Here is a 14,123-nt window from a genome sequence, read left to right as displayed (position 1 = left end):
AAAATCACTGCCTTCAACGTAGCATAACGGTGGCGCTGAAAGCGTGATCCAGTCTGGATAAATGGTATCGTTTACACAAGGTGACGATTCTCATTTTGTGGGTTTATGCGCAGCGTTTGCTGAATAATGCGGCAGGCTAGTGGTAGCGGTTACATTTTTAGGGAAGGAAATCTGTCAGGTGCGTACTGTTATCGCCGGGCCGCCATGGATGGCGACCCGCTCATCAATGAAAACTAACGCAACGCCTCCTGCTGATAAGCATAGCCCGCGCCCTGTTTTACAAAACTCAGGCGGTGGGTGATGCACTGCGGCGCGTCCTCGGCGTGGTGGGAAACAAACATCAGCTGGGTACGACCTTCGCCGATCAGCACATCAACAAAGCGGCGCACCAGCTGGCGGTTAATGGGATCGAGCCCCTGCAGCGGTTCATCCAGGATTAACAGCGTCGGGTGCTTCACCAGCGCGCGCGCAATCAGCACCAGCCGCTGCTGGCCCCACGACAGGCTATGAAACGGAGCATCGGCCAGCGCATTGTCCATGCCAAGCAGCGCCAGCCACTGGCGCGCCAGCGCTTTCTGCCGATCCGATACCGCCTGATACAGACCGATCGAATCAAAAAAGCCTGAGAGGATCACCGTACGCACGTTACAGCTGACGCGGTAATCCAGATGCAGGCTGCTGCTGACGTAACCGATATGCTGCTTGATGTCCCAGATGGTTTCACCGCTGCCGCGCCGAATACCAAACAGCGTTAAATCATTGCTGTAGCCCTGCGGATGATCGCCGGTGACCAGGCTGAGCAGGGTCGATTTACCCGCGCCGTTGGGGCCGATGATCTGCCAGTGCTCGCCGGGATTGACCTGCCAGTTCAGGCCGTCGATCACCGCGTGATCGTTATACGACACCACGCCGTTGCGCAGGATAACGCGCGGCGCATCTGCCGCCAGCTGCGGCAGCTGATCCGGCTGGTCCGGCTCCGGCAGCGCCATGCCCTGCAGGCGTTCGCTGTGCGCCAGCTGCGCCACCAGCGCTTCGGCGAGAATCGCCTGGCGCGCGCCCACGTGCGTCAGCGTGCACTCCGCCAGCACGCCGACCTGCTGGACAAAATCCGGAATATCGTCAAAGCGGTTCAGCACCAGTACCACGGTGTAGCCGTCGCGATGCAGCTGATGCAGCGTATCGGCAAGACTGGCGCGCGATGCCACATCCAGACCATCAAAAGGTTCGTCGAGGATCAGCAAATCTGGCTGCGCCATCAGCGCCTGACACAGCAGCGTTTTGCGCGTTTCGCCGGTAGAAAGGTATTTGAAGCGGCGAGTCAGTAAAGCGCTGATGTCAAACTGCTGGGCCAGCGCCTGCGCCCGCGCCTCATCCTTTACTTCATCCTGAATGATCTCCAGTGCGGTGCGGCCGGTGTCATCTTCGCCTTCACTCAGCAGATCGGTGTTGTTGCGCTCCCACTCCTGCGTCACCAGCTGTTGTAGCTGCTCCAGCGACAGACGGGTGCGGCGCTGAAAATCCTGCCGCAGCTCGCCCTTTGCCGCCGTCAGCTCGCCGGACAGCGCGCGCGCCAGCGAGGATTTACCGCTGCCGTTTGCACCGACAAAGGCCCAGCTTTCGCCGCTGTGCAGGGTTAAGTCCGGCAGGGTCAAGGTACGGCTATCGCTCAGGTGAAATATGCCTTGCGAAATTTGCAATGAGGCCATGATTTGTTCCGTTTTCTGCATCAAGTCGCTCAGTTGTAGCGAGCCAGCGAAATGAAGTCAAATCATGGCGGCCAGATCAGAGCAGTGTGGCGATAATGGCGTGTTCGGCATTAAAACAGGCGGTCACGGCGCTGCCGGGCTGCAGATTATGCTGGCGAAGCACCTGGCTGGGGACGGTGGCGCACAGCATTTCACCGCCCGTCAGCGCAATCAGCACTTCACTCTGCGTCTCGCCGGGTTCGATGGTGTGGACAAGGCCCGGCAGCTGATTATCGCCCTCTGCGGCGTCATGCGTCAGGCGGATCCACGGCGCTTTGATCAGCACCAGCACCTCTTTACCGCTGTCGAGCTGCAACCGCTCCGCGCTGCGTTCGGTCAGGGCCACCTGCAGGCGCGTCACGCCGTCGTTCAGCAGTACCTCAACGTGCTGTTGCACCTGCTGACGATCGCGCGCCTGCACCGTGCCAAACAGCTGGTTGCGCGCGCTGGTTTGCAGGGAAAAGCGGGCGATCGCCGCCAGCAGGCTGTCGAGCGGGAGGCTGTCGTTTTGCAGCACGTCAAAGGCTTTTTGCTGGATCTGCTCCATCAGCTGAAACAGCTGAATCAATCGCTCGCCGTAGCGCGTCAGCCGGGCACCGCCGCCGCCTTTGCCGCCGGTCGCGCGTTCGACCAGCGTCTGATCCGCCAGCTGATTCATCTCATTGATGGCGTCCCAGGCGCTTTTATAGCTGATGCCCGCCAGTCTGGCGCCCTGGCTGATGGAGCCGGTTTCCTGCACGCGCCTGAGCAGTTCGATACGGCGCGGATCGGCAAACAGTTTCTGCTGAAGACGGATGTGAAGAGAGAGTTCTGCCTGCATGTCAGCTCCTTAGGTGAATGCGCCAATTGTAAGGCCTAAAGTAAAAGCACGAAAAGGGCAGTGCCTTTTTTTCTCCAGCCGTTACAATCACTTTTTTACTCTTTGCGCGAGGTTTCCATGCTGGAACTGTTAAAAAGCCTGGCGGTCGCCATCATCATGGTGCCCATCGTGATGGCGATTATGCTGGGTCTGATTTACGGCCTGGGTGAAGTCTTTAACGTCATCTCTAAATTTGGCCGCCGCGACGACCGTCCCGCCAATAGCTCACACCACTGATTTTTAACGCCCGCACGCTGCGGGCGTTTTGCCCTTAACTTCCCGCCGTTTTTGCCGATATAAAGCTCATGACAGCTTTCAGGCTCGCGTTGTATTATCAACTATATAACGTAACCTGGAGTTCTCTATGCAAAATACGCTTTATCACTGGGCGGCCGCGGCCGTGGTCACCGTGTCGCTGTCGGGTCAGGCGCTGGCGGCGGAGAAAATTACTGTGTTCGCTGCGGCCTCGCTGACCAACGCGATGCAGCAGATTGCCACGCAATATCAGCAAAAAAGCGGCGTTGAAGTGGTATCCTCATTCGCTTCCTCGTCGACGCTGGCGCGGCAAATCGAGCAGGGCGCCCCGGCGGATCTGTTTATCTCTGCCGATCAGCAGTGGATGGACGATGCAGCGGCGAAAAACAGCGTGATCGGCAGTACGCGTCACACGCTGCTGGGCAATGATCTGGTGCTGGTGGCGGCAAAAAGCGCTAACGCGCAGCCGGTGACCATCAATGCGCAGACCCAATGGCAGAACCTGCTTAAGGGCGAGCGCCTGGCGGTGGGCGATCCGGATCACGTGCCGGCAGGTATTTATGCCAAAGAAGCGCTGCAAAAGCTGGGCGCGTGGGACACGCTGGCTTCACGGCTCGCACCGGCTAACAACGTGCGTGCCGCGCTGGCGCTGGTGGAACGCCGCGAAACGCCGTATGGCATCGTGTACGGTTCCGACGCGGTAGCCAGTGATAAGGTGCAGGTGGTCGGACGCTTCCCCGAAGCGAGTCACAAACCCGTAGAGTACCCGATGGCGGTGGTCAGCGATCACCAGAACGCAGCGGTGCAGGCCTTCTATGACTATCTGCAGGGGCCGGATGCCGCTGCCGTGTTTAAACAGTATGGATTTACGCCGAAGAGATGATACTGAGCGATCCCGAATGGCAGGCCGTGTTCCTCAGCCTGAAAGTTTCCTGCGTGGCGGTGCTGTGCAGCCTGCCGTTTGGCATCCTGATGGCCTGGATTCTGGCGCGCTGTCGCTTTCCCGGCAAAACCCTGCTCGATAGCCTGATTCACCTGCCGCTGGTGCTGCCGCCGGTGGTGGTGGGCTATTTGCTGCTGCTGACGCTGGGACGGCGCGGTCTGATTGGCAGCTGGCTATATGACTGGTTCGGTATCACCTTCGCCTTCAGCTGGCGCGGTGCGGTGCTGGCCTCCGCGGTGATGGCGTTTCCGCTGATGGTGCGCGCCATTCGTCTGGCACTGGAAGCGGTAGACAGCCGGCTGGAGCAGGCGGCGCGGACCTTAGGCGCGGGCCGCTGGCGGGTGTTTTTCACCATCACGCTGCCGCTGACTTTTCCGGGCATCATCGTGGGCACCGTGCTGGCGTTTGCCCGCTCGCTCGGCGAGTTTGGTGCCACCATTACTTTTGTCTCCAACATTCCCGGCGAAACCCGCACCATCCCGTCAGCCATGTTTACCCTGATTGAAACGCCCGGCGCGGAAGGCACTGCGGCGCGGCTGTGCGCGGTGGCGATTGCGCTGGCGCTGCTGTCGCTGGTGGCCTCAGAGCTGCTGGCGCGCTGGGGCCGCAAGCGGCTGGGAGCGGCCTGATGCTGAAAATCAACATTGCGCAACAGCTCGGTGAGCATCAGCTCAACGTCGATGTGGAAATTCCGGCCAGCGGCATCACCGCGATCTTTGGCGTGTCCGGGGCAGGAAAAACCTCATTAATCAATGCTATCAGCGGCCTGACGCAGCCGCAGAGCGGCCAGATTGCGCTTAACGATCGTCTGTTGTTTGACCGCGACAGCGGCATCAATCTGCCGCCGGAAAAACGCCGCATCGGCTACGTGTTTCAGGATGCGCGCCTGTTTCCCCATTATCGCGTGCGCGGCAATCTGCAGTATGGCATGGCGCCCAAAATGAAAGCGCAGTTCGGGGCGCTGGTGACGCTGCTGGGACTGGACGCGCTGCTGGATCGCTATCCGGCCTCGCTGTCGGGTGGCGAAAAGCAGCGCGTGGCGATGGGCCGGGCGCTGCTGAGCGCGCCGGATATCCTGCTGATGGACGAACCGCTGGCGTCGCTCGATCTGCCACGCAAGCGCGAGCTGATGCCCTATTTGCAGAAGCTGGCGAAGCAGGTGGAGATTCCGCTGCTGTACGTGAGCCACAGCCTGGAGGAGATTGTCCAGCTGGCGAATCAGGTGCTGGTGCTGGATAACGGTAACGTCAAAGCCTTCGGCGCGCTGGAAAAAGTGTGGGGCAGCAGCGCGATGCGGCCCTGGCTGCCGGCGGCCGAGCGCAGCAGTGTGCTGCGCGTGCAGGTGCTGGAGCAGCATCCGGATTACCCGATGACCGCGCTGTCGCTTGGCGATCAGCACATCTGGGTCAGCCGGGTGAATCAGCCGGTGAAAAGCGTACTGCGCATCCGTATCGCCTCGGCGGACGTGTCGCTGGCGCTGCAGCCGCCGCAAAATACCTCGATCCGCAATATTTTACCGGCGCAGGTGGTGGAGCTGCTGGAGCTTGACGACCAGGTCGAAGTGAAGCTGCGCATCGGCGTCAGCGAGCTGTGGGCGCGCATTTCACCGTGGGCGCGCGACGAGCTGAATATCCGGCCCGATCAGTGGCTGTATGCGCAGATCAAGAGCGTGTCGATTACCGCGTAACACAAACCGGACGACAGCGCGGTACGTCCGGTCTGCGGATCAGCGCGATTAATCGCGCCGCTGCCGGATGTGCCATGTACCGCTGCAGTAATCACCCGTTGCACCCTCTGGAGCGGCGCGCTTTTTTCCGGTCACCCTACAGATACCTTGTGCCGCGATCAGCCTGGCGTTACAGCACTTCCTGGTAGATCACCTGCGCAATGCCCGGCTCAAGGTTGGTACCGATCACTTTGCGCGCGCGTGCTTTGATGGCGTCATCGGCATTGCCCATCGCCACGCCCAGCCCGGCCTGCTCCAGCATGCTAAGATCGTTGTAATTGTCGCCAAACGCCAGCACGTCCTGCATGCTCAGACCCTGGCTCGCCACCCACTGCGCCAGGCGTTTGCCTTTGCTGTTGCCGGCCTGAGCGATATCGACCTGATCGTGCCACGACCATTCACACGCCAGACCCAGCTCGCGTTCGGTGCGTTCAGCAAACTGCTGCAGCGCGCGGGTATCCGGATGCGACAGGGCAAATTTCCAGATCGACTGCGCGTCGTGTGCCGCCTGCGCCAGACTCGGCACCTGTACAAACAGCGGGCGCTGCGCTTTCGGCAGCGACTGCGCCCAGTTGAGGGTGCGCGTCACATGGCCGGTCGCTTCCTGGTACAGCATCGCATCATCGACATACAGCAGACCGTGAATATTCTCCTGATCGAGCATCTCAATCACCCGCGCCGCCTGACTTTTCTCCAGCGGATCGGCCGCCAGCACCCGTTGCGCCTGGTAATCGTACAGGTACGTGCCGTTACAGCAGATGGCGGGCGTTGTCAGCTGCAGCGCCTGATAAAACGGGTGAATCGCGCAGTGATGGCGACCGGTGACGATCAGCACCTGAACGCCAGCCTGTTGCGCGCGGGCTAAGGCTTCAAGGGATTCTGGCAGGATGGTTTTGTTTGGGGTTAGCAGGGTGCCGTCGAGGTCAAGGGCGATTACGCGGTAGCTCATTACACTTTCCGTCCGGAGTTAGCAAAGCATTAAGTCTACACCCGCCAGCGGCCCTGAGACAAAAAGCAGGGCACAAATCAGCCCAGCGCGCGGCGGTGAAACGCGCTACAGTTACTGTTTTTCATCAGGCAGCGAATAAGGAAAACGCATGAAACAAGTCGTGTATACCGCCAGTCCCGAGAGCCAGCAGATCCACGCCTGGCAAATGCAGGAAGATGGCGCACTGACGTTATTGCAGGTCACGGATGTGGCCGGCCAGGTGCAGCCGATGGTGGTGAGCCCGAAGAAAGATTTTCTCTATGTCGGCGTGCGTCCGAATTTTCGCGTACTGGCGTACCGCATTGCGGCCGACGGTACGTTAAGCCTGGCCGGTGAAGCGCCGCTGCCGGGCAGCCCGACTCACATTTCTACCGACCGCCAGGGCAACTATCTGTTCTGCGGCTCCTATAACGATGCCTGCGTCAGCATCAGCCCGATTGGCAGCGACGGCCTGCCGCAGGCGCCGCTGCAGGTAATTAACGGGCTGGAAGGCTGCCATTCGGCGAATATCGACCTCAGCAACCAGACGCTGTTTGTACCGGCGCTAAAGCAGGATCGCATCTGCCTGTATCAGCTGCAGGCCGACGGCACGCTGGCACCGCGCGCGCAGCCACAGGTGACCACCGTAGAAGGCGCCGGCCCGCGTCATATGGCGTTCCACCCGAACGGTGCCTATGGCTATGTGGTTAACGAACTGGACAGTACCGTCGACGTCTGGGCACTGAACAATGTTAACGGCCAGGTCGAGCGCGTGCAGAGTCTTGATATCATGCCGCCGGGCTTCAGCGATACGCGCTGGGCAGCGGATATCCATATCACCCCGGACGGTCGCTTCCTGTATGCCTGTGACCGCACCAGCAGCACGCTGACCGTGTTCAGTATCAGTGAGGACGGCTCGGTGCTGACGATTGAAGGTTATCAGCCGACCGAAACTCAGCCGCGTGGCTTTAACATTGATGGCAGCGGTCAGTATCTGGTGGCGGCGGGGCAGAAATCGCATCACATTGAAGTCTATCGCATCGGCGAGCGTGGCCTGCTGCAACCGCTGGCGCGTTACGCCGTGGGTCAGGGGCCGATGTGGGTAGTGATTCACGCGCTGGACTGAGGAACACTATTCGGTCATGCAGGGTCGCCATCTACGGCGACCTCTGCTGGGGTGCGCAGCGATGCGCACCTTATGTAATCAGGCGTATGTCACCGTGATCGATGCGCTGGCCAGCGCGTGGAAGTGCACGTTGAAGCCGACCATCGCGCCGCTGGCACCTTCGTCCACCTCAATTTTCTCCACGTCCAGCGCATGCACCGTAAAGATGTAGCGATGCGATTCGCCCTGCGGCGGCGCTGCGCCACCGTAACCGCTCTGGCCGAAATCGGTACGCGTCTGAATGGCACCCTCTGGCAGTTCCGCCACGCCGGAACCGGCGCCCTGTGACAGCACGGTCACCTCAGCCGGAATATTAGCGACCACCCAGTGCCACCAGCCGGAGCCGGTCGGGGCATCCGGATCGTAGCAGGTCACCACAAAGCTTTTGGTGCCGGCCGGCACTTCATCCCATGCCAGGTGCGGCGACAGATTATCGCCCTGGTAACCCATGCCGTTAAACACGTGGCGCTCGGGCATTTTATCGCCATCGTTAAAATCCTGGCTCACTACGCGCATGATCTCTCCTTTCCTGTTGTGTACTGCTTTCCATGATGGTGGAAAATGGCGGCGAGTGCCAGCGGTGTCAGGGCTGAAAGTGGCCGTCCACCGCCAGTGCAGCGCTTAGCGCCGCCGTCAGCTGCGTCAGCTGTGCGGCAGAAATCAGATAAGGTGGCATCAGGTAAATCAGCTTACCGAACGGGCGAATCCATACGCCGCGTTCCACGAAGAACTGCTGCAGCGCCGCCATGTTCACCGGCTGATGGGTCTCAATCACGCCAATCGCCCCCAGCACGCGCGCATCCGCCACCATCGGATGGTCGCGCAGCGGCAGCAGTTCCGCACGCAGCTGCTGTTCAATCGCCGCCACCTGCGCCGGCCAGTGCCCTTCGTTGATCAGCTTCAGGCTTTCGACTGCCACCGCACAGGCCAGCGGATTGCCCATAAACGTCGGACCGTGCATAAAGCAGCCCGCCGCGCTGCGGCTGATGGTATCGGCGACGTCGCGCGTGGTCAGGGTGGCGGAGAGCGTCAGGGTGCCGCCGGTCAGCGCCTTGCCGAGACACAAAATGTCCGGCGTGATGCCGGCGTGTTCGCAGGCAAACAGCTTGCCGCTGCGGCCGAAGCCGGTGGCGATCTCATCGGCGATCAGCAATAAACCGTAGCGATCGCACAGCGTCCGCACCTGTTGCAGATAGCGTGGATGGTAGAAACGCATGCCGCCGGCACCCTGCACGATAGGTTCGAGGATCACCGCGGCGATACTGCGATGGTGCTGCTCGATTAGCCGGGCGAAATCGGCAATATCGTTGTCATCCCAGTCATCGTCAAAGCCACACTGCGGCGCGCGGGCGAACAGATGCTCCGGCAGGTAGCCGCGCCACAGGCTGTGCATGGAGTTTTCCGGATCGCAGACCGACATGGCGGCAAACGTATCGCCGTGATAACCGCGCTGCAGCGTGAGGAATTTCTGCCGCGTCTCTCCGCGTCCCAGCCAGTACTGCAGCGCCATTTTCATCGACACTTCGACGGCGATCGAGCCAGAATCGGCGAGGAACACGCACTCCAGCGCCTCGGGCGTCATGGCGATCAGCTGGCGGCTCAGCTCCACGGCTGGCGGATGGGTGATGCCGCCGAACATCACGTGTGACATCTGCGCCATCTGCTGCTGCAACGCCTGATTGAGGCGCGGATGGTTATAGCCGTGGATCGCTGCCCACCACGACGACATGCCGTCGACCAGCTCACGTCCATCGGCCAGCTGCAGCGTGCAGCCGTGCGCGGCCACCACCGGGTAGCACGGCAGCGGATCGCGCATTGAGGTGTAAGGATGCCAGATATGCTGGCGGTCAAAGCGGAGGTCATCCTGTGTGAACATCTGTCTTGTAAACCATTTTGAAAAGATTTAGTTTACAAGTATAACCACGTTAATCGTCAGGATGAACCCCCTTTTTTGGAGTAAGCAATGGCTAATCGCTGGACACTGGCTCAGGCTCAGGCGCTGTTTGATAAACCTTTTCTCGAGCTGATGTTTGAAGCACAGCAGGTGCACCGCCAGCACTTCGACCCGCGTCAGGTGCAGGTCAGCACGCTGCTGTCGATCAAAACCGGCGCCTGTCCGGAAGACTGTAAATACTGTCCGCAGAGCGCGCGTTATAAAACCGGGCTGGAAACCGAGCGCCTGATGGAGGTGGAAGCGGTGCTGGAATCGGCGCGCAAGGCCAAAGCAGCCGGCTCCAGCCGCTTCTGCATGGGCGCGGCGTGGAAAAACCCGCACGAGCGCGACATGCCGTATCTGGAGCAGATGGTGCAGGGCGTGAAAGCCATGGGCATGGAAACCTGCATGACGCTGGGCACGCTCGACCACGATCAGGCGCAGCGGCTGGCCAGCGCCGGGCTCGATTTTTACAACCATAACCTCGACACCTCGCCGGAGTTTTACGGCAGCATCATCACCACCCGTACTTATCAGGAACGTCTTGATACGCTGGATAAAGTGCGCAACGCCGGCATCAAAGTGTGCTCGGGCGGCATTGTCGGGCTGGGCGAAACGGTCAACGACCGCGCCGGTTTGCTGGTGCAACTGGCCAACCTGCCCACGCCGCCGGAGAGCGTGCCGATTAACATGCTGGTGAAAGTCAAAGGCACGCCGCTGGCGGATAACGATGACGTCGAGCCGTTCGACTTTATCCGCACCATTGCCGTGGCGCGCATCATGATGCCAACCTCGCACGTGCGCCTGTCGGCCGGTCGCGAGCAGATGAGCGAACAGACCCAGGCGATGTGCTTCATGGCGGGTGCCAACTCGATTTTCTACGGCTGCAAGCTGCTGACCACGCCGAACCCGGAAGAGGACAAAGATCTGATCCTGTTCCGCAAGCTGGGCCTGAATCCGGAGCACACCGCCACGACGGCAGGCGATAACGAACAGCAGCATCAGCTCAGCGAGCAGTTGCTGCACGCCGACAGCGCGCAGTTCTATAACGCGGCCGTGTAAATGTGGTCTGAACGTATTGCGCAGGCGCTGACGGCGCAGCGTGCCGCCGACGGCTGGCGGCAGCGGCGGCGCATTGAGCACAACAGCGTGCGTGAAATTACCCTCGACGGGCAGCGCTATCGCCACTTCTCCAGCAATGATTACCTCGGGCTGAGCCAGCATCCGGCGGTGATGGCCGCCTGGCAGCAGGGCGTGCGCGAGGCGGGCGTCGGTGCCGGCGCTTCCGGCCACGTTACCGGCTACAGCCGTCACCATGCGCAGCTGGAGCAGCAGCTGGCGTCCTGGCTCGGCTACCCGCGCGCGCTGCTGTTTATCTCCGGCTTTGCCGCCAACCAGGCAGTGATCCATCTGCTGGCGCAAAAGTCGGATCGCATTATCGCTGACAAACTGGCGCACGCCTCCCTGCTGGATGCCGCCAGCCACAGTCCGGCAACGCTGCGCCGTTTTGCCCACAACCAGCCGGCCAGCCTGGCGAAGCTGCTGGCGACGCGCGCGGAAGGCGGCACGCTGGTGGTGACCGAGGGCGTATTCAGCATGGATGGCGACAGTGCGCCGCTGGCTGAACTTGCCGCCGAAACCCGGCGCGCGGGCGGCTGGCTGCTGGTGGACGATGCGCACGGCATTGGCGTCACCGGTGAGCAGGGGCGCGGCAGCTGCTGGCAGCAGCAGGTGAAACCGGAGCTGCTGGTGGTGACCTTTGGTAAAGGATTTGGCGTGAGCGGCGCCGCGCTGCTGTGTGATGACGCCACCGCAGATTACGTCGAGCAGTTCTCGCGCCATTTAATCTATTCCACCGCCATGCCGCCGGCGCAGTGCTGTGCGCTGCTGGCGGCACTGCAGCAGATCCAGCAGGGCGACGCGCTGCGCGCGCGGTTGCAGCAAAATATTGCCCGCTTTCGCGCGGGCGCGGCGCAGTTGCCGTGGCAGCTGATGGCCTCTGACAGCGCCATTCAGCCGCTGATCGTTGGCGAAAACCGTGCCGCGCTGGCGCTGTCACAGCGGCTGGCGCAGGCCGGTTGCTGGGTGAGCGCGATCCGGCCACCGACGGTGCCGCCGGGTACCGCGCGGCTGCGCATTACGCTCACCGCCGCGCATCATCCCGAAGATATCGACGCGTTGCTGGAGGCACTGTATGACGCTGCAGGTGAATAAACAGGCGGTGGCGCAGGCGTTTGGCCGGGCGGCCGCGCACTACGAACAGCATGCTCAGCTGCAGCGCCAGAGCGGCGAGGCGCTGCTGGCTCTGGCGCCAGCCGGATTTGGCCCGCAGCTGCTGGATGCCGGCTGCGGCACCGGCTGGTTCAGCCGCTACTGGCGAGATCGCGGTCGCCAGGTTTGCGCGCTGGATCTGTCACCGGCGATGCTGCAGGCGGCACGCGAACAGCACTCGGCGCACGACTATTTACAGGGCGATATCGACCAGTTACCGCTGGCAGATAACAGCGTCGACGGCGTCTGGAGCAACCTTGCGGTGCAATGGAGCAGCGATCTGCGCACCGCGTTGCAGCAGTTTCTGCGCGTGACGCGCCCGGGCGGCAGCGTGCTGTTCTCGACGCTGCTCGACGGCTCGCTGCAGGAGGTGCACCAGGCGTGGGCGCAGATCGATGGTCGGCGTCACGCCAATCGCTTCCTCAGCGGCGATGCCTTTGCCCAGGCTGCCGCGGGCCTGCCGCTGCGCAGCCAGACGCAGATCGTCACGCTGCACTTCCCCAGTGCGCTGAGCGCCATGCGCTCGCTGAAAGGCATCGGCGCAACGCACCTGCACGATGGGCGACACGCGGCCCTGCTGACGCGCCCGCAGCTGGCGCAGCTGGAGCAGCACTGGCCGCAGGATGCGCACGGCTATCGTCTCAGTTATCACCTGATGTATGGAGTTTTACAAAAATGACACGCTGGTTTATTACCGGAACTGACACCGAAGTGGGCAAAACAGTCGCCAGCGGCGCTCTGTTGCAGGCGGCCAGCGCTGCGGGATTACGCACTGCTGGCTACAAACCGGTGGCCTCCGGCTGCGAGATCACGCCCGACGGCGTGCGCAACAGCGACGCGCTGGCGCTGCAGCGCTACAGCAGCCTGGCGCTGAGCTATGAGCAGGTAAACCCGCTGGCGTTCATCGAACCGACGTCGCCGCATATCGTCAGCGCGGAAGAGGGCAGGCCGATTGAATTTTCGCAGCTCTCCGCTGGGTTGCGCGCGCTGGAGCAGCAGGCTGACTGGGTGCTGGTGGAAGGCGCAGGCGGCTGGTTCACGCCGCTGTCCGCAACGCAAACCTATGCCGACTGGGTCGCCGCTGAGCAGCTGCCGGTGATTCTGGTGGTGGGCGTGAAGCTCGGCTGCATCAACCACGCCATGCTAACGGCGGAAGCGGTTACAGCGCGCGGTTTACGCTTAGCGGGCTGGATTGCCAACGACATTCAGCCGCCGGGCAAGCGACATGCGGAATATCTGACAACGCTGCAGCAGCGCATTGCAGCCCCTTTCCTCGGGGAGATTCCGTGGCTGAGCAGTGCGGCACAGCAGGCCGACTGCGGCCGTTACCTTACCCTGCCACAGTAAATGGCGCGGCGGCGCAGCACCCTGCGCCGCACGCTACCGACGCTAGGTGGCCGTTAACCACTTACTCACCGTGACATCATCCAGCTGCGCCACGCTGCCCTGCGCCACGTTGCGGCCGCGATGCAGCAGCAGAAAATAGTCTGCCACGCGGCGAATGAACGACACATGCTGTTCCAGCAGCAGAATCGTCAGGCCATAGTCGCGGTTCAGGCGGCGAATCAGATTCCCCATCTCCTCCTCCAGCCACGGCGACATGCCTTCGGTGGGTTCATCGAGGATCAATAGTTTCGGCTGCAGCACCAGCGCGCGCGCCAGGGCCAGCTGCTGCTGCTGATCCATCGGCAGTTCGCCGCTGCGCTGATGACGCAGCGAGTATAGCGCCGGAAACAGATCGAACACCATCTCGGGAATGGCGCGGCTGCGATCGTCCTGTGCCGCCATCAGCGCAATCAGCAGGTTATCTTCCACGCTCATCTGGGAAAAGATGTGGCGTCCCTGTGGTACGTAGCCGATGCCCATGCGCGCGCGTTGCTCAGCAGGCTGCAGCAGCAGGTTTTCCGGCGGCGCGCCGTCTTCCTGCCAGGTCATCGATCCACTATTAATGGGCAGGCGACCCATAATACAGTTCACCAGCGTGGTTTTGCCCATCCCCGGGCTGCCCAGCACGCCGGTGCAGGTGCCTGGCGGCAGATCGAGATCCACATCCCATAAAATATGGTTCTGACCGTAAAATTGATTCACCGAACGTAAACTCAGCATCTGACATTCTCCTTCCAGATTATTCGCCTGAATGCTCCCGCTCTGTGTCGTCTGGCATACAGTCATGCACAATGGCTATTGGGACACTGCTGTCGCCGGCGGCGCTTGTTCATCCTGCCGGCATGGACTCGTCACTCCACCGTTAATTCACTG

The 14,123-nt window shown here is 61.5% G+C and carries 15 protein-coding genes; 9 read left to right on the top strand and 6 right to left on the bottom strand.

Annotation, left to right across the window (positions count from 1 at the left end; all coding sequences use genetic code 11):
* Positions 1-233: 233 nt before the first annotated feature.
* Together modF and modE are read right to left on the bottom strand one after the other, a co-directional pair.
* A complete protein-coding gene (gene modF / locus C1N84_RS12905; RefSeq protein WP_058769850.1) occupies positions 234-1,706 on the bottom strand; it encodes a molybdate ABC transporter ATP-binding protein ModF in 1,473 nt (490 codons plus the stop codon).
* Between the two features lie 76 nt (positions 1,707-1,782).
* Complete coding sequence (gene modE, locus C1N84_RS12900) at positions 1,783-2,565, bottom strand: molybdenum-dependent transcriptional regulator (protein ID WP_264441505.1); 783 nt, start codon at positions 2,563-2,565, stop codon at positions 1,783-1,785.
* A 117-nt stretch (positions 2,566-2,682) separates the two neighbouring features.
* On the opposite strand from modE, the gene C1N84_RS12895 reads away from it, so the two are divergent.
* The 4 genes from C1N84_RS12895 to modC all read left to right on the top strand — a co-directional run bounded on the left by C1N84_RS12895 (position 2,683) and on the right by modC (position 5,489).
* Complete coding sequence (locus tag C1N84_RS12895; protein WP_021508511.1) at positions 2,683-2,841, top strand: AcrZ family multidrug efflux pump-associated protein; 159 nt, start codon at positions 2,683-2,685, stop codon at positions 2,839-2,841.
* A gap of 127 nt (positions 2,842-2,968) precedes the next feature.
* Positions 2,969-3,742, top strand: a complete 774-nt coding sequence (modA, locus tag C1N84_RS12890) for a molybdate ABC transporter substrate-binding protein (RefSeq protein ID WP_264441504.1) — start codon at positions 2,969-2,971, stop codon at positions 3,740-3,742.
* The gene (gene modB / locus C1N84_RS12885; RefSeq protein WP_021508509.1) at positions 3,739-4,431 is read left to right on the top strand and encodes a molybdate ABC transporter permease subunit; all 693 of its coding nucleotides are present in this window, start codon (positions 3,739-3,741) and stop codon (positions 4,429-4,431) included. The genes modA and modB overlap by 4 nt, the downstream gene beginning before the upstream one ends.
* Positions 4,431-5,489, top strand: coding sequence for a molybdenum ABC transporter ATP-binding protein ModC (modC, locus tag C1N84_RS12880; protein ID WP_021508508.1), 1,059 nt, complete (start codon positions 4,431-4,433; stop codon positions 5,487-5,489). Before modB ends, modC begins: the two co-directional genes overlap by 1 nt.
* 169 nt (positions 5,490-5,658) lie before the next feature.
* Here modC and C1N84_RS12875 read toward each other — a convergent pair whose 3' ends face one another.
* Entirely contained in the window at positions 5,659-6,477 is an 819-nt protein-coding gene (locus C1N84_RS12875) for a pyridoxal phosphatase (protein WP_058769464.1), read from the bottom strand.
* A 148-nt stretch (positions 6,478-6,625) separates the two neighbouring features.
* Between C1N84_RS12875 and pgl the strand changes: the two genes are divergently transcribed.
* The gene (gene pgl, locus C1N84_RS12870; RefSeq protein ID WP_166719983.1) at positions 6,626-7,621 is read left to right on the top strand and encodes a 6-phosphogluconolactonase; all 996 of its coding nucleotides are present in this window, start codon (positions 6,626-6,628) and stop codon (positions 7,619-7,621) included.
* Between the two features lie 78 nt (positions 7,622-7,699).
* On the opposite strand, the gene C1N84_RS12865 is transcribed toward pgl, so the two are convergent.
* Positions 7,700-8,176 carry a kinase inhibitor gene (locus tag C1N84_RS12865; RefSeq protein ID WP_222985568.1) on the bottom strand — a complete coding sequence of 159 codons (477 nt, stop codon included), beginning with the start codon at positions 8,174-8,176 and terminating at the stop codon, positions 7,700-7,702.
* A 67-nt stretch (positions 8,177-8,243) separates the two neighbouring features.
* Complete coding sequence (gene bioA, locus C1N84_RS12860) at positions 8,244-9,536, bottom strand: adenosylmethionine--8-amino-7-oxononanoate transaminase (protein WP_104092710.1); 1,293 nt, start codon at positions 9,534-9,536, stop codon at positions 8,244-8,246.
* Between the two features lie 87 nt (positions 9,537-9,623).
* Here bioA and bioB point away from each other — a divergent pair, with 87 nt between their 5' ends.
* Genes bioB through bioD form a run of 4 tightly spaced genes read left to right on the top strand, consistent with a single transcriptional unit; the run spans position 9,624 to position 13,211 of the window.
* On the top strand, positions 9,624-10,655 hold the full coding sequence (gene bioB / locus C1N84_RS12855) for a biotin synthase BioB (protein WP_058757850.1): 1,032 nt from the start codon (positions 9,624-9,626) through the stop codon (positions 10,653-10,655).
* The gene (gene bioF, locus C1N84_RS12850; protein WP_088516312.1) at positions 10,656-11,807 is read left to right on the top strand and encodes an 8-amino-7-oxononanoate synthase; all 1,152 of its coding nucleotides are present in this window, start codon (positions 10,656-10,658) and stop codon (positions 11,805-11,807) included.
* Complete coding sequence (bioC, locus tag C1N84_RS12845) at positions 11,788-12,543, top strand: malonyl-ACP O-methyltransferase BioC (RefSeq protein ID WP_159378354.1); 756 nt, start codon at positions 11,788-11,790, stop codon at positions 12,541-12,543. The genes bioF and bioC overlap by 20 nt, the downstream gene beginning before the upstream one ends.
* The gene (gene bioD, locus C1N84_RS12840; protein ID WP_264441503.1) at positions 12,540-13,211 is read left to right on the top strand and encodes a dethiobiotin synthase; all 672 of its coding nucleotides are present in this window, start codon (positions 12,540-12,542) and stop codon (positions 13,209-13,211) included. The genes bioC and bioD overlap by 4 nt, the downstream gene beginning before the upstream one ends.
* Positions 13,212-13,253: 42 nt before the next feature.
* Here the strand turns inward: bioD and C1N84_RS12835 are convergent, their stop codons facing one another.
* Positions 13,254-13,970, bottom strand: coding sequence for an ABC transporter ATP-binding protein (locus C1N84_RS12835; protein ID WP_021508499.1), 717 nt, complete (start codon positions 13,968-13,970; stop codon positions 13,254-13,256).
* Positions 13,971-14,123: the final 153 nt, after the last annotated feature.

The organism is Pantoea sp. SGAir0418 (assembly GCF_043529865.1).
This window is presented reverse-complemented; position numbering and strand designations above follow the sequence as displayed.